Origin of the sequence: Phascolarctobacterium sp. Marseille-Q4147 (assembly GCF_017968825.1) — a bacterium.
In the GTDB taxonomy this organism is placed as follows: domain Bacteria; phylum Bacillota; class Negativicutes; order Acidaminococcales; family Acidaminococcaceae; genus Phascolarctobacterium_A.
In genome coordinates this window covers 486,651-505,251 of sequence record NZ_CP072874.1, presented here as the reverse complement: position 1 = coordinate 505,251, position 18,601 = coordinate 486,651, and the positions used below count along the sequence as shown (strand labels likewise).

At 47.6% G+C, this 18,601-nt stretch carries 19 protein-coding genes; all 19 read left to right on the top strand.

Annotation, left to right across the window (positions count from 1 at the left end; all coding sequences use genetic code 11):
- The first annotated feature begins 30 nt into the window (after positions 1 to 30).
- The 19 genes from KAH19_RS02350 (at position 31) to KAH19_RS02265 (ending at position 18,594) form a co-directional block, all read left to right on the top strand.
- Complete coding sequence (locus KAH19_RS02350) at positions 31 to 750, top strand: hypothetical protein (RefSeq protein ID WP_210684937.1); 720 nt, start codon at positions 31 to 33, stop codon at positions 748 to 750.
- 579 nt (positions 751 to 1,329) lie between these two features.
- The gene (locus tag KAH19_RS02345; protein ID WP_210684936.1) at positions 1,330 to 1,854 is read left to right on the top strand and encodes a hypothetical protein; all 525 of its coding nucleotides are present in this window, start codon (positions 1,330 to 1,332) and stop codon (positions 1,852 to 1,854) included.
- 46 nt (positions 1,855 to 1,900) lie between these two features.
- Entirely contained in the window at positions 1,901 to 2,950 is a 1,050-nt protein-coding gene (locus tag KAH19_RS02340; RefSeq protein WP_210684935.1) for a hypothetical protein, read from the top strand.
- Positions 2,951 to 3,125: 175 nt separating this feature from the next.
- A complete protein-coding gene (locus tag KAH19_RS02335; RefSeq protein WP_210684934.1) occupies positions 3,126 to 3,419 on the top strand; it encodes a cytoplasmic protein in 294 nt (97 codons plus the stop codon).
- Positions 3,420 to 3,460: 41 nt separating this feature from the next.
- The gene (locus tag KAH19_RS02330; protein ID WP_210684933.1) at positions 3,461 to 4,723 is read left to right on the top strand and encodes an MBL fold metallo-hydrolase; all 1,263 of its coding nucleotides are present in this window, start codon (positions 3,461 to 3,463) and stop codon (positions 4,721 to 4,723) included.
- A gap of 88 nt (positions 4,724 to 4,811) precedes the next feature.
- On the top strand, positions 4,812 to 5,858 hold the full coding sequence (locus tag KAH19_RS02325; RefSeq protein ID WP_210684932.1) for a YafY family protein: 1,047 nt from the start codon (positions 4,812 to 4,814) through the stop codon (positions 5,856 to 5,858).
- 256 nt (positions 5,859 to 6,114) lie between these two features.
- A complete protein-coding gene (locus KAH19_RS02320) occupies positions 6,115 to 6,918 on the top strand; it encodes a CoB--CoM heterodisulfide reductase iron-sulfur subunit B family protein (RefSeq protein WP_246869402.1) in 804 nt (267 codons plus the stop codon).
- Positions 6,918 to 7,307, top strand: coding sequence for a 4Fe-4S dicluster domain-containing protein (locus KAH19_RS02315; protein ID WP_210684930.1), 390 nt, complete (start codon positions 6,918 to 6,920; stop codon positions 7,305 to 7,307). Before KAH19_RS02320 ends, KAH19_RS02315 begins: the two co-directional genes overlap by 1 nt.
- A gap of 11 nt (positions 7,308 to 7,318) precedes the next feature.
- Positions 7,319 to 9,307, top strand: coding sequence for a CoB--CoM heterodisulfide reductase iron-sulfur subunit A family protein (locus tag KAH19_RS02310; RefSeq protein WP_210684929.1), 1,989 nt, complete (start codon positions 7,319 to 7,321; stop codon positions 9,305 to 9,307).
- On the top strand, positions 9,301 to 9,738 hold the full coding sequence (locus KAH19_RS02305) for a hydrogenase iron-sulfur subunit (RefSeq protein WP_021719456.1): 438 nt from the start codon (positions 9,301 to 9,303) through the stop codon (positions 9,736 to 9,738). Before KAH19_RS02310 ends, KAH19_RS02305 begins: the two co-directional genes overlap by 7 nt.
- Complete coding sequence (locus KAH19_RS02300) at positions 9,726 to 10,715, top strand: 4Fe-4S dicluster domain-containing protein (protein ID WP_210684928.1); 990 nt, start codon at positions 9,726 to 9,728, stop codon at positions 10,713 to 10,715. The genes KAH19_RS02305 and KAH19_RS02300 overlap by 13 nt, the downstream gene beginning before the upstream one ends.
- The gene (locus tag KAH19_RS02295) at positions 10,708 to 11,751 is read left to right on the top strand and encodes a 4Fe-4S dicluster domain-containing protein (protein ID WP_210684927.1); all 1,044 of its coding nucleotides are present in this window, start codon (positions 10,708 to 10,710) and stop codon (positions 11,749 to 11,751) included. Before KAH19_RS02300 ends, KAH19_RS02295 begins: the two co-directional genes overlap by 8 nt.
- Before the next feature lie 6 nt (positions 11,752 to 11,757).
- Complete coding sequence (locus tag KAH19_RS02290) at positions 11,758 to 12,594, top strand: FAD/NAD(P)-binding protein (RefSeq protein WP_210684926.1); 837 nt, start codon at positions 11,758 to 11,760, stop codon at positions 12,592 to 12,594.
- 416 nt (positions 12,595 to 13,010) lie between these two features.
- Positions 13,011 to 13,685 (top strand): 4Fe-4S dicluster domain-containing protein, encoded by a 675-nt coding sequence (locus KAH19_RS02285; protein WP_009145612.1) that lies wholly within the window; start codon positions 13,011 to 13,013, stop codon positions 13,683 to 13,685.
- 35 nt (positions 13,686 to 13,720) lie between these two features.
- Complete coding sequence (locus KAH19_RS02280) at positions 13,721 to 15,307, top strand: FAD-dependent oxidoreductase (RefSeq protein WP_210685481.1); 1,587 nt, start codon at positions 13,721 to 13,723, stop codon at positions 15,305 to 15,307.
- A 159-nt stretch (positions 15,308 to 15,466) separates the two neighbouring features.
- Positions 15,467 to 15,559 (top strand): putative holin-like toxin, encoded by a 93-nt coding sequence (locus tag KAH19_RS11020; RefSeq protein WP_371816686.1) that lies wholly within the window; start codon positions 15,467 to 15,469, stop codon positions 15,557 to 15,559.
- Between the two features lie 233 nt (positions 15,560 to 15,792).
- Positions 15,793 to 16,323: a ribonuclease domain-containing protein gene (locus KAH19_RS02275; protein WP_210684925.1), complete on the top strand. Its 531-nt coding sequence runs from the start codon at positions 15,793 to 15,795 to the stop codon at positions 16,321 to 16,323.
- 10 nt (positions 16,324 to 16,333) lie between these two features.
- Positions 16,334 to 16,603 carry a barstar family protein gene (locus KAH19_RS02270; RefSeq protein ID WP_210684924.1) on the top strand — a complete coding sequence of 90 codons (270 nt, stop codon included), beginning with the start codon at positions 16,334 to 16,336 and terminating at the stop codon, positions 16,601 to 16,603.
- Positions 16,604 to 16,701: 98 nt separating this feature from the next.
- A complete protein-coding gene (locus KAH19_RS02265; protein WP_210684923.1) occupies positions 16,702 to 18,594 on the top strand; it encodes an ABC-F family ATP-binding cassette domain-containing protein in 1,893 nt (630 codons plus the stop codon).
- Positions 18,595 to 18,601: the final 7 nt, after the last annotated feature.

The following is an 18,601-nucleotide window of genomic DNA, read 5'->3' as shown; positions in this document are numbered from 1 at the left end:
ATATGTATGAGATAAGAGAGGGTGCAAAACATGAACTTAAAAAAGGCATTTCAATATCAAAAACAGATTGGCAAACTTATGACTGATATTGTTGGTGATGACTTGGAGATTATAAAAACACCTGTTAACACTAAAACAACAGCAGCTGCTAATCCCAATAAGTTTCTAGTGAATAAGGAAGTTTATAAACGTAGCGAATTAAACTACCTTTTTCCTACGGAGCAGCAAATCTATAAGGATGAAGTAAAGGTATTAAAATCATATAATACCAAAGGTTATGCATTGCCAAAACTGATTGCTGTTTATAATTATTTGGCAGATTGCCGCAGACTTTTGGCGGAAGCGATTGCTGAAACTAAGCTTAGTTTAAAGATTGGTGCTAATGCTTACAGTTATGATGCAGCTGTTATTTATGCTAATGATTTGCGTAAGACGCTTACATTATACGATTGTATTGCAAATATGGGCGAAACGGAAAAGGACGAGGTTCAAAAGCTTGCCTTTAGCCGTAATAATGAGAAGCTGATAGCAGAATATACAGTAACGCATGTTAAAACGCCTATACTTGAAGCGGTACAGGCTGCTAAAACTGAATATGACCGTCTTTTAGAGCTGACGAGTGAGTTGAGTGATGCGATTGAAGCAGCTGCGCTCACAAGCAGGATAGATAACAAGGCTGTGCCTGCTTTCCCTGTTACTGCTGATCTTGATTATATTTACACACATCTGGAGAAGCTGCAAAATAAATAAACTTGTTTATACGTAGGCGTAATTTGTTTATGTCTGCAAGCAATTAAATATTGATAGTAAAGCTAACTGCAAACAGCTTTTGATTTATAGATTGCAACCATATTTCTTCCTAAATTATGGGAAACAAAGAAATTTTGGCTATATTAAGCTGTCTTGGCGGAGAGGTTAAGATACCTATGCTATGATTATTGGTCGTTAAAAGTGGAGAGCTAGGATAAAAATCGCAACTTGCTTGATGATATAATAAATATGCTAGATGCATATTATTATACTGCTACTGCCAAACACCAAGCGACTAAACACGATAATCGTTATTCGTAGTTACGTTAAGCGTAAATAGCTAATCTTTGGTTTACATGATATACAGAAGCTGTTTTGCAGAGGACTTTATTATAACTGCTGGACGTGGGATGGGCAAGTCATCCTGCGTCTGGCTTTTGTTATTTTGCGGATTGCGTTTTGTTTACCGAAAATAAGCAAACATTATACACGTTACATCGCGCCATTTTTGCCACAGCTGTTGCGCTAAAATTAAGCTATAAAAATTTATTGCAGAAAATAGCTCAAGGAGGTCGCGCAATGCTGATTAAAGGTTTAGGACGTGTAGAAGGAACGGTAGAAGATTTACAACCTGTAACATTGAAGCAACTTATTCCGCTAGATTTGCTTGATTCGTTTATAGGGATTTATTGGCACGTAGGCAAGGGTAAGTTTATCATTTATAAAGCTCCATTGCTTGATGCAAAGTATGCTGTGTTGGAGATGGGGCAGGATTATGATGAGCAGAGCAATACAGATGATTTACAGATAGATTATAATGTCTTTCATATGGATATCTGGTATGAGGATGTATTGAAAAAATATCCGGAGTTTGTTGGCTGTGAGTTTGATTATTTTTCGCGTGGCAGGATACTTTATGAAGTGCAGCAGAAGAAGGTTGTGATTTATGGTTCTAAGAGGTTGTTAAATTCTGCAAAGGTAGTGGAATTTTTGGCGCGGGAGTTTATGCTGCCAAAAGGCGGATTTTTGGTTAATGATAAGATTTATAAGGATAAAGATGATGTGAGCAGTTTGGGGGAGAGGGATTGCAGGAGTTTCAGTTGATGGCAGAGAATATGTAAGTAGTTTGTTGCGTAAGGAGGTTTTGACGATGGCAACATATGAAGATACTATTGAGAAGGTAAAGAAATTATTGGTAAATAATCAGGAGTGGAAGAATCGGTATGCTGGATATATAGATGATATTATTTTATCGTATAAGTCTGAGATAATAAAAATTGCAAGAAAAAAGTTTAATGTTCCATCGCAGTTTACTTTACATATGTCAGTGTCTAAAGCTACTGACGTAACGAAAAATATCGTGAAATTTGATTTGAGATATCATGGGCATAATGTTGCTTGTCTTAAAGTAAATGTAAATAAAGAAACTGTTGAAATTGAAGCCGTAAAAAATAATGATATCATTTCAGCGATTAATAAAGATGCTATATTCGATGAAGATAAATTAGAGGGAAAGAGTAACTGGAATGAAGCTAGTGAATTGAGAACAATATATGCTAAGCTAGAAGAAAGTATTCAAAATAGTAAGGCACAACTTACTAAGAATAAAGAGCATGAATTAGAAAGTGAGTTGCTGAAGAATTTTAGTAAAAAAAGCTCTGATGGAAAAATTATATGTAATATTAAGCCTGTAACGATGCTGAAAGAATCGTTGTTTTTTCAAATGCCTACGCCGTTAAAAGCAAGTAATGCTAAAAGTGGCATTATTGAATATTCTGCTGAAAAAGGTGGTGGAATTGATATTCTTGCACGCATAGGGAGTGGAAGAAATACACATTTAGCGATTATTGAATTAAAAGATAAGTATGAGAAAAATGAGCCGCCAGAAAAAGCAATTTGTCAAGCAATTGCGTATGCTACTTTTATACGCGAATTGTTACGTAGTAAAGAAAGTGGCGAAAAATGGTGGAGTTTTTTTGGATTTGGTGGAGACGTACCAAAGTCATTAAAATTATTTGCTATAATTGCTATGCCTAACAGTAAAAATGCTAATAAAAATTTTGTATATAATCATGATTATGATGGTATAAACTTATCGTTAGACGGAAAGGATAAGTTGGAATTAGGATACATTTATTTAGAAAATGCTGACTTGCCACAAGAGATTTCAAAAAATCTTCCGTTAAAATCTAATAGTTGATTTACTATCCACTCGCTGCGGCTTAGTGCCGCAGCTTTTCTTTACCGAAAAGCAAGCATCAGCTATACCATTTTTGCCATACCGCTTATCGTATACTATCCTTACAAAGTTCTTTTAAAACAGCATAGCAAATATAACTACTAAAATGTTTTTTGTTAGGAAGGATGGAGATAAAATGCAAAAGATAAATTTTCATAAAAATGATAATACAGAACAAAAATGTGAGCCTGATTATATCACAGCGCATGAATATTCTATGTTTAACAGAAGATTGCTTGAACATGATAAAAGATGTGGATGTTTTCATTGCCTTAAAGTTTTTGACACTAAAGAGTTAGAATGGGTTGATTTTGGCTTAACTGCACTGTGTCCATATTGTGGCATAGATGCTGTTATAGGCGAGAGTGCAGGCTATCCATTGACAGAAGAATTTTTGCAGAAGATGAGAGATTATTGGTTTAGCTGCTAAGATACAATGATAGTTTGAGATAAATAATAGGGAGCGATAAGATGTCTACCAACATAGAATTTCTTCATGCCGACCAGATTGGCGGCTGCGTAACTTTGATTAGCACAGACACAACGAAGATTTGCATTGATTTTGGCGAGAATCTGCCGGGCAGCAAGCATAAAGAAGCGCTGGAGGTCGAAGGCCTGACTTCTGGCGAGGTGCAATACGACGCAGTATTCTTCACGCATTATCATGGCGACCACATCGGGCGGTTCAATAAAATACTTCCGGGGATTCCACTGTATATGAGCCAGATGTGCCGCTATGCGCTGCTCAATATTTATCACGCTTTGGCGAAGCACGATGCGCAGTACAAGAAGCAGATTGAAATTTTGGAAGACAAAACGCTTAATCATGTGCTCTGGCCTCAGCAGGCTGTGCAGGTTGGCGATATTAAAGTCACGCCTTACACCATCGACCATTCGGCAGAGGCGGCGATGATGTTTCTGATTGAAACGCCGGATAAGCGTATTTTGCATATGGGAGATTTCCGCACGCATGGCTTTATGGGCGAGAAGCTTAAAAAGCTGTTGCTACATTATGTCTTGGGCTTGCAGCTGCATTATAAGCCTGTGGATATTCTGATTACCGAAGGCACGAACATGACGCGTGAGGAGCAGGGCATGCTGACGGAAAGTGAGCTTTTTCAGCAGGAGTGTGCGTTGCTGTCACAGCATAAGCTGGTCTTTTGCATCTGTTCGTCGACGAATTTTATCCGCTTGCGCAATTTTTATCGTGCCGCAAGGCGTGCGCATAAAATTGTGCTGGCAAGCAGATATATGCTGGAGCAGGTGCAGAGTTATTATCAATATAAGCTGGATTTGTATGCCTATCTGAATGATTCCAAACAGGACAGGCAGGTCAGATTGCCGGGAATGTACAGCCTGCTGCTGGACAAGTATGCGTTACAGGATAAATTGACCTACAAGTTACAGGAAAAAAAGCTGCGTGAACGTGGCGCGCTGATTTTTCTGAGCGGAACACAGGCTGCGGAGAAGCTGCAAAAGCTAGCGACGCAATATAGCGACCTGCAGCCGCTGGTAATTTATTCCCAATGGTCAGGCTATATTAAGGACAAAGGTGCAGAGTATTATAATGTGGAGCTGGCTGAGGCATGTGCTGTCTGCAATACAGTGCAGCTGCATACGAGCGGGCACGCGTCAAAAGAGGTAGTGGAGGAGATTATCAAGTTTGTGAACCCACGCGAGTATGTGGCGATAATTCATTCAGAGCAGGCGGAAATCAGGTACAGACAGTATTGATTTTCTTAGCAGTTGCGTATATTATAAAAAAGCAGAGTAGTTTGTTATTATCTACGCAGAGCGTTTCACTGGAAGTGAGGTTGATAGCATGGCAGAGCAGAACGCAAAATATCTTAACAAATGCCGTTTATTGCGCGTGTTTGAATATATGCAGAACACGGATGAGCAGCATCCGCTGAACATTACGCAGATTATTGCGAAGCTGCTGGAGGACGGTGTGTGCGATCATGAGCCGGACCGCAAGTCGATTATGCGCGATTTGCAGACTATTGAGGCGTGTGGTTACAAGTTGGAAGCCTGTGAAAACCATAACGATGGCAAGTATCTAAATTATGAGAATAAGCCGTTCGGGTGTGACCAGCTCAAGATGTTGGCAGACGCAGTTGCTTCAGCCCGCTTTTTGACAGCGGAGGATGCGAAAAAGCTCGTGAATAAGATTTTTCAGTTGGGTACACCTTCCGACAGGAAGTTCCTGAAGGAGGCTGTTATTTGTGATGCAAGTCTGAATGTGGCTCTAAGTAAGACGAAGTATAACTTTGATAAGATTATGGAGGCGATTAGGGATAAAAAGCAGATTAGCTTCCAATATAACTATAAGTTTGTGCCCAATCCCCAGCAGAAGGATTTGAGCCATGAGGGAATGGAATATTTTGTGAGTCCGTATTATTTCGTGCCAATGAATGATGATTATTATGTCATTGGCTGCACGGGTGAGTACAAAAATTTCAGTCATTACCGCCTGTCGCGTATGGTAAATGTGCAGGTGCAGGGAAAAGCGGCGAAGAAGCTGACGGATAGCACAGATTACAAAATGCTTACGGATTCTGGCAAAAATATCCGTGATTATCTGCGCGAGCATATTAATATGCGTTATGGTGCGACGCAGCTGGTTAGTCTACACTGTAGGCAGAAATGCCGCCTTGATATTCTGGCAAGGTTTGGTAATAGGATTAACATGTACGACTGCCCGGGTGATAAGGAATATTTTTCTACGAGCGTTGATGTGCAGTCTGACGCGGGATTTTTGGGCTGGGTGGCAGGTTTTGACGGCGATGTAATTATCGCTGGCCCCGACAGTGTACGTACGGCGTATAGGGAATATTTGCAAAAGCAGCTTGAGCTGTATAACAGCTAAGCTAAATAAAGTTATCAATAAAGCATCGTTTGTACTGCGTTTTTGCAGTGCAGGCGGTGCTTTTTTGATGTGGATAATTTGCGCTTTTACAAGCTTATAGCAATCACGCGTAGTGCTCCAATATGTTGCAGGCATTATTTCAGAAAATTTTTCTTTGCTACTAGCAGTATTTTCAGAATTAATGTAGAATAGATACGTAATAAAGCAATTTTTTGGTCAAGGTTGTTTTATGTCCTTTGCGAAGGAGGGAAAGACGATGATTTATAATTATTATCCTGGCTGTACGCTTTCTACGAAGGCGAAGCAGCTGGATATGGCAGCACGACGCTGTGCTGAGGTGTTGGGCTTTCCGCTGGTGGAGCTGCCGGAATGGCAGTGCTGCGGCGCGGTTTACCCGATGGCACCTGATGCTATTGCCGAGCGTCTGAGTGCGGTGCGTGCGCTTGTGGCAGCGCGTGAAAACGGCGGCGTTCTGGTGACGCTGTGCAGTGCGTGCTACCATGTCATCAAACGTGTGAACCACGATATGGCAACGAATGCGGAGATTCGCCAAAAGGTGAATAATTATCTGCAATTGGAGGAGCCTTATGCCGGTGAAACACGGGTTTTGCATTACCTGGAGGTTTTGCGTGATGAAATCGGTTGGGAAAAGCTGGCGCAGCTTGTGAGCCATCCTTTGAAGGAACGCAGGGTTGGCGCTTATTATGGCTGTATGCTGCTTAGACCGGGAGCGGTTTTGGCCCTCGATGACGTAGAGAGTCCAACTGTTATGGAAGCCTTTATTAAAGCGCTTGGTGCAGAGCCTGTTATTTACAGCATGCGCAACGAATGCTGCGGCGGTTATCTGGCACTGAAGGATAAGGCGCAATGCGAAAAGCTCGTCAGCGAAATTAAAAATAATGCTGCAAGCTGTGGTGCGCAGGAGCTGGTTACGGCCTGCCCGCTGTGTGCATATAACCTTACAGCCAATGGTGCCGCAGGCAGCCTACCGACGCGCTACTTTACGGAGCTTCTTGCTGAAGCGCTTGGTGTTGCGGAGAGTGAAGGAGGTGCGGAATAATGGCTGTTGATGAAAAGCAATTGACAGAGGATATTTTGCGCCTTGCTGCTACCGACGTGCGTCGCTGTATGCAATGCGGCCGCTGCAGTGCGAACTGTGAAGCTGCGTCTAAAATGGATTTGCTGCCCCACCGCGTAGTTTGGGACTTAAACAGCGGTTATGCATCCGAGCTGTTGGAGGCTGACGCACCGTGGCAATGTCTGTCCTGCATGGCGTGCGAGGAGCGCTGCCCGCGCGGAGTGAGTCCGGCGCGCGTTATGGAGGCGTTGCGCCTGCTGCAGATTCGTCAGCAGGGCAAAAATAAACTGCCTGCCGAAAGCGTGGAGTATTATCCTAGCGATATGCCGCAGCAGCTTTTGGTTGCAGCCTTTAGAAAATACAATAAATAGGGGGAAGCTACGTGCAAAAGATTGGTGTTTTTGTTTGTTGGTGTGGCAGCAACATCGCCGGCACGGTAGATGTTGCCCAGGTGGTAGAGGCAGTGCGCCAAATTCCTGACGTTGCCTATGCTATCGATTATAAATATATGTGCTCCGAGCAGGGCCAGGAGCTGATTCGCAAGGCTGTGGCAGATTATAAGCTGGACAGACTTGTTGTCTGCAGCTGCTCGCCGCGTATGCATGAGGCAACCTTCCGCAAATGTGCGGAGGGCGTTGGCATCAATCCCTACATGGTAGAGATTGCCAATATCCGCGAGCAATGCTCCTGGGTGCTGAAGGATAAGGCCGAAGCGACAGCGAAGGCGATTAAATTAGCTAAGGCAGCAATTGCCAAGGTGCGCTTTAACGGAGCACTGAAGCCCGGCGAAAGCCAGGTAGTGAAGCGCGCACTGGTTATCGGCGGCGGTATCGCCGGTATTCAGACGGCGCTGGATATTGCGGAAGCAGGCTACAAGGTAGATATTGTGGAGAAGGAGCCGACAATCGGCGGCCGTATGGCGCAGATCGACAAAACCTTCCCGACACTCGACTGCTCTGCCTGCATCCTGACACCGAAGATGGTGGATGCAGCAAACCATGAAAATATTACGCTTTATACTTATAGCGAGGTAGAAAGCGTAAGCGGTTTCGTGGGTAATTTCGATGTGACAATCCGCAAAAAGGCACGCAGCGTGAAGTCTGATATGTGCAGCGGCTGCGGTATCTGTACCGAAAAATGTCCGTCCCGCAAAACTCCGAGCGAATTCGATATGGGACTGAAGAATCGCGGCGCAATCTATATTCCCTTTGCGCAGGCCATTCCTAAGGTGCCTGTTATCGACCGTGAGGCCTGCATCAAGTTCAAGACAGGTAAATGCGGTATCTGCTCCAAGGTTTGTCCGGCAGGAGCAATTGATTATACGCAGACCGATGAGCTGATCACGGAAAAATACGGTGCAATTGTATTGGCAACAGGCTTTAAAACGATTTCTCTCGATAAGTTTGGCGAATATGGCTACGGTGCCAGCAAGGACGTTATCACCTCGCTGGAGCTGGAGCGTCTGACGAACGCAGCAGGACCGACTGAAGGACATCTCGTTTGTCCGTCTACCGGTAAGGAGCCGAAGAAGGTTATTATCGTTTCCTGCGTAGGCTCGCGTGATGTGAGCGGTCGCGGCAAGAGCTACTGCAGTAAAATCTGCTGCATGTATAATGCCAAGCATGCGATGTATATCCGTGAAAAATATCCCGATGTTGATGTAACTGTATTCTATATAGATGTGCGTACTCCGGGTAAGGGCTTTGACGAGTTCCAGCGCCGTGCAGTGGAGGAGTACGGCGTGCATTATGTACGCGGTCAGGTAGGCAAGGTTGTTGTTGACGGCGATGGCAAGCTGACGGTTTTTGCCAGCGATTTGAACAGCGGCCGCAAGCTGATGCTGAATCCTGATTTAGTAGTGCTGGCGACGGCTGTGCAGCCTTCGCCTGATGCACGTAAGCTGGCGACGATGCTGACTGCCAGCATTGATAACGATGACTTTTACGTAGAGGCGCATCCGAAGCTGCGTCCTGTTGAAAGTCCGACAGCTGGTATTTTCCTCAGCGGCATGTGCCAGGGACCGAAGGATATTCCGGAAACTGTTTCACAGGCCGGTGCAGCGGCTGTTAAGGTGGTCGGCCTGTTGGCGAAGGATAAGCTGCTGACGAACCCTTGCACTGCGCAGTGTGATACGAGCATTTGCAGTGGCTGTCTGGCTTGCACGCATGTCTGCCCCTATGGTGCGATTACCGGCGAGAGCAAGCAGGTTATCACGAAGCTGGGCGTGCGCGAAACACGCACCGTTGCTGTGGTAAACAATGCGCTGTGCCAGGGCTGCGGTGCCTGCACGGTAGCCTGCCCCTGCGGTGCTATGGATTTGCAGGGCTTTACTAATCAACAAATTCTGGCAGAGGTGGATGCATTATGCTAGAGAAGAAAAATTTTGAACCGAAAATCGTGGCCTTCTGCTGCAACTGGTGCAGCTATGCCGGTGCTGACGGCGCCGGAACGGCCCGCAAGCATTATCCTGCTAATATCAAAATCATCAAGGTTCCCTGCTCCTGCAGAGTGAATCCGCTCTTTATCCTGCGCGCGTTTCAGCGTGGCGCGGACGGTGTCATCATGTGCGGTTGTCACCCAGGTGATTGCCATTATTCGACAGGCAACTATTATGCACGCCGTCGTATGACGCTGCTGCTCAGTATGCTTGATTATCTGGGCGTGGCCGGTGAACGCTTCCGTGTGGAATGGGTTAGTGCGGCCGAGGGCGCACGCTTCGCACAGGTGATGAACGATTTTGCCGAGCATATTGCGGCATTGGGTGAGAATGTAAAGTTGAGGGATTTGCGATGCAAAAAATAGAAAAGCTGCTGCAGAAGCGTGCAGCTGAGCTGTTGGCAGAGGGCACAGTAGAGCGTGTACTGGCCTGGCAGGCAGGCGAATTCTTTTACGATAACGCACCTGCTGCCGTAAGCAGTGCGGATGAATGCGACAAGCTTGTCTATAATGAGTTCTGTCCTGCCAATCTCTGCAAATATTTAATCGAAACAAGCCATGCAGGCAAGAAAACGGCAGTTTTCTTAAAGCCCTGTGATACATATGGCGTGAACCAGCTGCTGAAGGATAACCGTATTAAGCGTGAGCTTGTGTACGCCATCGGTACACCCTGCAGCGGTATGCTGGATGTCAAAAAGATTAAGGCTGCCGGTGCTAAGGGTATCATCAGCGTGAGCGTAGACGGTGACGAGGTTGTTGTCAACACCGCTTACGGTGAAAAGCGTCTGGCAAAGGCTGACGTGCTGCTGAACAAATGCCTGATGTGCAAGGGCGCTGCTTATAAAATTGCGGACGAGGAGCTGGCCGAGCCGTTGCCTGTACCGCAGTTTACCGGTGATAAATTCGCCAAGGTCAAGGAGATTGAAGCGATGAGCGCGGAAGAGCGTTTTGCCTTCTGGCAAAGCGAGCTTTCCAAGTGCATCCGCTGCAATGCCTGCCGCGATATCTGCCCGGCGTGCAGTTGTGAGCAGTGCATTTTTGATAAGCCCGATACTCCGGTAGCAGGCAAGGCGTATGCCGACGAGGTTGAAGAGCAGATGTATCATATCATCCGTGCCTTCCACGTTGCCGGTCGTTGCACTGGTTGTGGCGAATGTGCGCGTGTTTGTCCGCAGGGAATTCATCTGGAGCTGCTGAACATGAAGTTTATGAAGGATATCAACAGCTTCTTCGGTCAGTATCAGGCTGGAGCGGACAGCGAAACACCTGCACCGCAGGTAAGCTTTAAGCAGAATGATCCCGAGGCCAACAGTGCGGTAGAAGGGAGGGAGCAGCATGTATAAGATAGCAAAGGATAAGCTGCCAAAGTTATATGACGCCCTGCAAAATATCGGTACGTTGCTGCTGCCCTGCAAGAACAAGAGCGGTCATGCGGACTTTGCTCCCTATCGCGAGGATGCGGAGGTTGCATTGGATGCGCTGCTGACGAACCGCAGCGCGAAGGACGTTTTCTTCCCGCAGGTAGAAAATCTGCTGACCTTTAAGACGAGCGGCAAGGAGCTGGCGTTGGAGCAAAATGTTCCGCCTGCCGGCGTGACGATTGTCATGGGCGTGCGTGCCTGCGATGCGCGCAGCTTTAAGATTTTAGATAAGGTGTTTTTAAAAGCACCTGTTGATACATATTATAAGACAAGACGCGAGCAATGCGTGCTCATCGGCTTAGGCTGCAGTGCTCCCGAAGAAACCTGCTTCTGCCATGCCTTTGGCATTGACGCAGGCGCTCCGGAGACGGATGTGCAGACCTGGCTGGTAGGCGAGGAGCTTTGCTGGCAGGCTGTAACAGCTAATGGCGAGGAGCTGACAGCTAAGCTTGTCGATGGCGGTGTACTGGCGGAGGCAGCTGCGGATGCTGCGGCAGCGGTCAGCGAGCAGCAGGAGCAGACGCAGAAGATTTTGAGCGTACTGCCTTTGCATGATTTCAAGATTAATGATGCGCTGACGAAGGATGAGCTCAAGGCTTTCCACAGTAAAATTTGGGAGCAGATGGCTGCAGGCTGCCTGTCCTGCTGCACCTGCACCTATGTGTGCCCGACCTGTCATTGCTATGATATCCGTGATTATCAGGAGACAGAGGAGCGCACGCAGCGTTATCGCTGCTGGGACAGCTGCATGGCGAAGGATTTTACGCTGATGGCGCATGGCAGTCCGCGTAAGACGAAGGTGGAGCGCTTCCGCCAGCGTTATATGCATAAGCTGGTATATTTCCCGGAGAACAATGAAGGTGAATATGCTTGCGTTGGTTGCGGACGCTGCCTGCAGAAATGTCCGGTGCAGCTGAATATCGTCAAGGTTGCCAAGGCCTTGGAAAAGCGGAGGTGAAGCAGGATGTGTAATTGTCAGGATACTTTGATTCCGCAGATTGGCGTGGTGACGGATATCTGCACGGAAACAGCTGATGTAAAAACCTTCCGCGTGGAGAAAATCGGCGGCGGTAAGCTGTTTGAGCATATGCCGGGACAATGCGCTATTCTTTCCGTTCCCGGTAAAGGTGAGGCGATTTTTTCCATTACCTCCTCTCCGACGAACGAGAAATATATGGAGTTCAGCATTAAACGCTGCGGCTCAATTACGAACTTTTTGCATTTTGATATTGAACCGGGCCAGCAGATAGCAGTGCGCGGACCTTACGGCAATCATTTCCCGGTTGAGGATAAATTAAAGGGCAAGGATTTGCTGTTTATTGCCGGCGGTATCGGTTTGGCGCCGCTGCGCAGTGTAATCAATTATATGCTGGATAAGCGTGAGGATTACGGCAGCATTGATGTTGTTTATGGCGCTCGCAGCAAGGAAGATTTTGTGCGTTACGATGAGCTGACGAATGTATGGCCGGCGCAAAAGGATACGCGCGTGCATCTGACGATTGACCGTGCGCAGGAGGGCTGGACTGGCAATGTCGGCTTTGTGCCTAACTTTCTGAAGGACCTGAAGTTTACGCCGGATAAGACGGTGCTGCTGTGCGGTCCGCCGATTATGATTAAGCTGTGTCTGGCGGCGTTGATTGAGATGGGCTTTGAGAAGAAGCAGGTTTATACGACGCTGGAGCTGCGCATGAAGTGCGGTGTGGGCAAGTGCGGTCGCTGCAATATCGGCAAGAAGTATGTGTGCAAGGATGGGCCGGTGTTTACTTGCGATGAGCTGGACGAGATGCCGGACGAATATTAGTATGACCGGCGATAGCACGCCATAAGTCAATATTATGCGTCGCCATAAATATATCGTTCCAGTCAGGAGCAATTTTCCTATGCCTTATGGCATAACGCAAATTTCGTGCGGAAGCAAGACGGAACTTCGGTAAAATTTGTAAGACGGTAACAGTAAGTTACGTACCCTTGTTCCTATGCTTCCAAGCACTTATTTGCTAAAATTGCTATTCCTTCCACGATATATTGATGGCTCATATGCCAGTCATAATTAAATATTATGCGTCACCCTAAATATATCGTTTCTGTCAGACGCAATCTACGATATGTTTAGGGCTCGTATGGATATAGAATAACGAAGCTGTTTTGTTTATAGCGGATTTTAGCTTTGAAATTCTTAAATACGTTTTTGGAGAAGAAAATATAAGGAGCAAAAATATGGAAGAAATGGTAACTGTTTACCTGCTGGGCAAAAAGTACAGTGTCCCGGCAACCCTGACCATTATGGATGCCATGGAATATGCAGGCTTTAAGCTGGTGCGCGGCTGCGGCTGCCGCAGCGGCTTTTGCGGAGCCTGCGCAGTAATTTATCGTTTGAAGGGCAGCACGGAGCTGAAGGTTGTGCTTTCCTGCCAGACGAAGGTTGAGGAAGGCATGTGCGTTGGCAAGATTGATTCCTTCCCGATTAACAAGCGCACTTTTAATATCGAAGAGATTAAGGCAAGCGATAATATTGTCGGTCAGCTGTATCCGGAAATTTTCAGCTGCATCGGCTGCAATGCCTGCACTAAGGGCTGTCCGCAGGGCTTGAATGTTATGCAGTATATTGCTTATGCTCAGCGCGGCGAATATGAGAAGGCAGCACATGCTTCCTTTGACTGCGTTGGCTGCAACATCTGCGCATCCCGTTGCCCGGCGCAAATCAGCCACAGCGCTGTCGGCCTGCTGTGCCGTCGCCTGACGGGCAAATATATTGCGCCGAAGTGCGAGCATCTGGCTCAGCGTGTTGCCGAAATTGAAAACGGCGATTATGTAACGCTGCTGGAAAAGCTGAAAAATATGCCTTTGGACGAAATCAAAGACCTGTATAACAAGCGTGAGATTGAAAAATAAGGAGGTGCGGCAAGGTGAGTGCATTTACTGAAGATATGTTAAAATCTATGGCTAAGGTTGAAGCTACCCGTGCCCAACGTCTGCACGCTTCTATCGAACGCTTTACGGCAGAGGAAAAGGACGAGCTGCTGAAGGAGTTCCATCCGGACTACAGCTCCAAGGGCTTCAAGGTGCTGGAGGTTGGTCCCAACAAGGGACAGAAGGTGCCGGTAGAATTGGCACAGCTGCTGGAGGGCAAAAGCCGCCTGCAGGATGTAGAGCTTGATTTGGAAAAAGTGGACTATGACGTTGATGTTTTGGTTATCGGTGGCGGCGGCGCCGGTGCTTCCGCTGCGCTGGAAGCACATAACGGCGGTGCTAACGTCCTCGTAGTTACAAAGCTGCGCATGGGTGATGCCAACACGATGATGGCCGAGGGCGGTATTCAGGCTGCGGATAAGGGCAACGATTCCCCGGCGCAGCATTATCTGGATGCTTTTGGCGGCGGTCACTACAAAAATATTCCTGAGCTGCTGGAAGAACTGGTAACCAACGGACCTTTGGCGATTGACTGGCTGAGCAAGTTGGGCGTAATGTTCGATAAGGAACAGGACGGCACTATGGTAACGACGCATGGCGGCGGCACGAGCCGTAAGCGTATGCATGCCTGCGCCGATTACACCGGTGCTGAAATCATGCGCGTGCTGCGTGACGAGGTGCAGAACCGCGGTATTCCGGTGCTGGAGTTTTCACCCGCAGTCGAGCTGCTGCTCGACGAGGAGGGTAAAACTGCCGGTGCGGTGCTGTGGGATTTCGATGCGCAGGAGTACAAGGTTGTACGTGCAAAATGCGTAATTATGGCAACCGGTGGTGCAGGACGCCTGCATTATCAGGGCTTCCCGACCTCCAACCATTACGGTGCGACTGCCGACGGCCTTGTTATGGCATACCGTGCCGGTGCGCCGTTGATTTATGCGGACGCAATTCAGTATCATCCGACGGGTGTTGCTTATCCGGCGCAGATTTATGGCGCGCTGGTTACCGAAAAGGTGCGCTCGATTGGTGCGCAGCTGGTAAACAGCGAAGGCGAAATCTTTATGCATCCTTTGGAAACTCGTGATGTGGCGGCTGCGTCCATCATCCGCGAGTGTACTGCCCGCGGCAAGGGCGTGAAGGCGCTCGATGGCGTGGCGCTGTGGCTCGATACGCCGCTGATTGAAATGCTGCATGGCGAAGGCACGATTGCCAAACGCATTCCGGGTATGCTGCGCATGTATGCTAAGTTCGGCATTGACCTGCGCAAGGAGCCGATTTTGATTTATCCGACGTTGCATTACCAAAATGGCGGTATCCTGATTGACAAGGATGCGGAAACCAAACTGCCAGGACTGTTTGTTGCTGGTGAAGCTGTTGGCGGTATTCACGGCACCAACCGTCTGATGGGCAACAGCCTGCTGGATATCATCGTCTTTGGCCGCATTGCCGGTACTAAGGCTGCCGAAGCAGCGAAGGCTGTTAAGCTGGGCAAGCTGAGCCTGGAGCATGTACGTCGCTATGCTGAGGAAGAAAAGGCTGCCGGCGTGCAGGGCGAGCTGTCGCCGAAGCTGTTGCCGGTTTATACTCATGGCAGAGATGTAAGGTAAAAACAAAATATAAATAAAAAACAAAATATAAATAAAAAACATACAACGGCAAACTTCACAGCTTGTTCGTTGTATGTTTTTGTTTTATATGCTAAAATATGTTGTAAGACAACCGTTTACGGGGTGGCATTGCCGAAATTCTCTAAGAGAATCGAGGTGATGTCTATGGTATATTTCAGTTTTCAGGACTTAATGTCTTTTGGAATTTTTATCGTAGCATTGCTGACGTTCATTTTTCAGAACAGAAAGTAATCTCGGACATAGAAAAACCGCCCCAAAACTTTGCAGGTTTGGCGGGGCGGCTTTCTAGCTAAACACCAACAGGCAACCCACCTTGTGGGCGGTTGTCTTCTTTACTATAATATAACATAAAGCATAGTTTTTTTCAAGGAATTACTTGTGAACTTTTGGGGTGGGCGCATTGGTAATGGTGCGCCAGTTTTGGCTATGTGATATAATGGGAAGAAAACGAAAGGAGCATACTTATGCAAAAACTTTTAGCGTTCTTCCTGGCGATGCTGCTCAGCGTTAGCGTAATTGCAGGCTGCGGCAGTAACAGCCCCAAGACCGATGATAAGCAGACAACCCAGACAACAACTGTTAATACAACCAAGAGCAACAACGGCCAGAATACTGCGGCCAACGTCAAGGCCAACAGCGGCAAAATCAAAATCAGCGAAAGTGCTGCCTATACCGACAAGGAGCACGTTGCTGCCTACATCAACGAATATAAGCGCTTGCCGCACAATTATATCACGAAAAATGAAGCCAAAAAGCTGGGCTGGCAGACTAAAGGCACACTCGACAAGGTTGCGCCGGGTAAATCCATCGGCGGCGACCGCTACGGCAATTACGAGGGTAAGTTGCCGAAGAAAAACGGCCGTAACTGGAAGGAATGCGACATTGATTATGTGAAGGGTAATCGTAACGCGAAGCGAATTGTCTTTTCCAACGATGGCCTGATTTACTACACCGGCGACCATTACAAGTCCTTCAGCAATCTTTACGGAAAATAAGGAGATTATTATGAGAACAATCACATTAGACCTTGAGCGCATGACATCTGTGCCTGCGCTGCATAAATATCTGCACAGCGCGCTGGCATTGCCTGTGTACTACGGTGCCAATTTAGATGCTCTGTATGATTGCCTGACAGAAATCGTCGAGCCGACGCAGCTCATTGTGCCTGCTGATATTACCGACAATGAAAAGCTTGGCTGGTATGGCGAGCAGCTGCTGCAGGTTTTGCAGGACGCAGCGGAAGAAAACGATAATTTACAGGTAACGGTAAAATAGCAATACGAAGGGCGAGCCTTGCGGTTCGTCCTTTTTACTTTTATCCGCAGGCGTGATATAATTTTAGAGTGTAAATTTTTTACAGGGAGATAAGTAAAATGATTTTAAGTGCAGAGGATTTGTCGTACAGCTATGGCGACAGATTGTTGTTTGAAAATATTACATTTAATGTAGAAGAGGGCGACAAGTACGGTATTATCGGTGTCAACGGCACAGGTAAAAGTACCTTGCTGCGCATGATTGCCAATCATGAGGCCGGTGACGGCAAGCTGACGATTCCCGGTGGCGTGGTGATGGAATATCTGCCGCAGGACCCGCCGTTTGAGGCAGATGCAACTGTCTTGGAGCAGGTTTTTAAAGGCGATTCGCCGCTGATGGTGCTGTTGCGTGATTACGAAACTGCGGTGGAACAGGCTGCAGCGGAGCCTGATAACAAAAAGCTGCAAAAGCATTTGCTGGATTTGCAGCAGCAGATGGATGATAAATATGCCTGGCAGCTGGAGAGCGAAGCGAAGGCCGTGCTCACGCAGCTTGGCATTACTAATCTGCAGCAGCAGATGGGCGAGCTGAGCGGCGGCCAGCGCAAGCGCGTGGCCTTGGCCGGTGTGCTGGTGCGTCCGTCGGACCTGTTGATTTTGGACGAACCTACCAACCATATGGATAACTCCACTGTTGCCTGGCTGGAGCAAAAGCTGTTGGCACGCAAGGGCGCTTTGCTGATGGTAACCCATGACCGTTATTTCTTTGACCGTGTTGTTAATCGTACTTTGGAGATAGATGGCGGCAAGGGCTATGTTTATGTCGGCAACTATAGCCTCTTCCTGCAAAAGCGTGAGGAACGCCGCATTGCGGAGGCCTCTGCTGCGCAAAAGCTGCGCAATATCTATCGTCGTGAGCTGGCATGGATCAGCCGTGGTGCGGAAGCACGCCGTACTAAAAAGAAGGACCGCGTGGAGCGCTTTGCTCAGATTGAAGCGGAAGTAAAGAACGTCAAGACGGAAGCAAATCTGGAAATGTCCTCCGTCAGCAGTCGTCTTGGCAAAACAATCATCGAGCTGGAAGATATCGGCATGGTGTGGGACGGCAAGGATTACATCAAAGATTTCAGCTATATCTTGCTGCGTAATGACCGCATCGGTATCGTCGGTCCTAACGGTGCCGGCAAATCAACGCTGATGGATATCATCGCCGGCAAGCTGCAGCCTACGAGTGGCGAAATGCGCGTGGGCCAGACTGTGAAGATTGGTTATTTTGCACAGCACAGCGAGTTTCCGGACAGCAATATGCGTGTACTGGAATATATTAAGGAAGCGAATAATTATATTGAAACGGCCGACGGTCAGCGTATAAGTGCGGCGCAGATGCTGGAACGCTTCCTCTTCCCGCCGGAGCTGCAATGGGTGTCGGTGTCCAAGCTCAGTGGCGGTGAAAAACGCCGTCTGTATCTGTTGCGTGTGCTGATGACGGCACCGAACGTACTGCTTTTGGACGAACCGACAAATGACCTGGATATCCCGACGCTTTCTGTTTTGGAGGATTATCTCGACAGCTTTGCCGGTGCGGTTATCGCCGTGTCCCATGACCGCTACTTCCTCGACCGCTTTGCACAAAAGATTTTCGCGTTGGAGCAGGATGGCAGCATCAAGCCTTATATCGGCGGCTACAGCGATTATGTGGAAGCATTGCAGGAGGAAAGCGCGCAGCAGGCGCAGCCTGTCAAGGCTAAGCCAGTGGCTGCGGCAAAGCCTGCCGAAGAGCCTGCGAAGAAGAAAATGACTTATGGTGAGCGCCTGGAGCTGGAGCGTCTTGACCAGGAGATTGCGCGCAGTGAAGCTGAGCTGAAAATGCTGGGTGCGGAAATCAACCAATGCGGCAGCGACTTTACCCGTCTGGCAGATTTGACGAAGCAGCAGGAGGCTGTACAGCAAAAGCTGGATGAGATGGTGGACCGTTGGGCTTATCTTTCCGAATTGGCAGAAGCAGAAGGCTGAGCTTGAC

What these genes read in the sequence shown, in the direction of transcription:
- KAH19_RS02350 (WP_210684937.1), top strand. Translation starts at nt 31, where the DNA reads ATGAACTTAAAAAAGGCATTTCAATATCAAAAACAGATTGGCAAACTT.
- KAH19_RS02345 (WP_210684936.1), top strand. Translation starts at nt 1,330, where the DNA reads ATGCTGATTAAAGGTTTAGGACGTGTAGAAGGAACGGTAGAAGATTTA.
- KAH19_RS02340 (WP_210684935.1), top strand. Translation starts at nt 1,901, where the DNA reads ATGGCAACATATGAAGATACTATTGAGAAGGTAAAGAAATTATTGGTA.
- KAH19_RS02335 (WP_210684934.1), top strand. Translation starts at nt 3,126, where the DNA reads ATGCAAAAGATAAATTTTCATAAAAATGATAATACAGAACAAAAATGT.
- KAH19_RS02330 (WP_210684933.1), top strand. Translation starts at nt 3,461, where the DNA reads ATGTCTACCAACATAGAATTTCTTCATGCCGACCAGATTGGCGGCTGC.
- KAH19_RS02325 (WP_210684932.1), top strand. Translation starts at nt 4,812, where the DNA reads ATGGCAGAGCAGAACGCAAAATATCTTAACAAATGCCGTTTATTGCGC.
- KAH19_RS02320 (WP_246869402.1), top strand. Translation starts at nt 6,115, where the DNA reads ATGATTTATAATTATTATCCTGGCTGTACGCTTTCTACGAAGGCGAAG.
- KAH19_RS02315 (WP_210684930.1), top strand. Translation starts at nt 6,918, where the DNA reads ATGGCTGTTGATGAAAAGCAATTGACAGAGGATATTTTGCGCCTTGCT.
- KAH19_RS02305 (WP_021719456.1), top strand. Translation starts at nt 9,301, where the DNA reads ATGCTAGAGAAGAAAAATTTTGAACCGAAAATCGTGGCCTTCTGCTGC.
- KAH19_RS02300 (WP_210684928.1), top strand. Translation starts at nt 9,726, where the DNA reads ATGCAAAAAATAGAAAAGCTGCTGCAGAAGCGTGCAGCTGAGCTGTTG.
- KAH19_RS02295 (WP_210684927.1), top strand. Translation starts at nt 10,708, where the DNA reads ATGTATAAGATAGCAAAGGATAAGCTGCCAAAGTTATATGACGCCCTG.
- KAH19_RS02290 (WP_210684926.1), top strand. Translation starts at nt 11,758, where the DNA reads ATGTGTAATTGTCAGGATACTTTGATTCCGCAGATTGGCGTGGTGACG.
- KAH19_RS02285 (WP_009145612.1), top strand. Translation starts at nt 13,011, where the DNA reads ATGGAAGAAATGGTAACTGTTTACCTGCTGGGCAAAAAGTACAGTGTC.
- KAH19_RS02280 (WP_210685481.1), top strand. Translation starts at nt 13,721, where the DNA reads ATGTTAAAATCTATGGCTAAGGTTGAAGCTACCCGTGCCCAACGTCTG.
- KAH19_RS11020 (WP_371816686.1), top strand. Translation starts at nt 15,467, where the DNA reads ATGTCTATGGTATATTTCAGTTTTCAGGACTTAATGTCTTTTGGAATT.
- KAH19_RS02275 (WP_210684925.1), top strand. Translation starts at nt 15,793, where the DNA reads ATGCAAAAACTTTTAGCGTTCTTCCTGGCGATGCTGCTCAGCGTTAGC.
- KAH19_RS02270 (WP_210684924.1), top strand. Translation starts at nt 16,334, where the DNA reads ATGAGAACAATCACATTAGACCTTGAGCGCATGACATCTGTGCCTGCG.
- KAH19_RS02265 (WP_210684923.1), top strand. Translation starts at nt 16,702, where the DNA reads ATGATTTTAAGTGCAGAGGATTTGTCGTACAGCTATGGCGACAGATTG.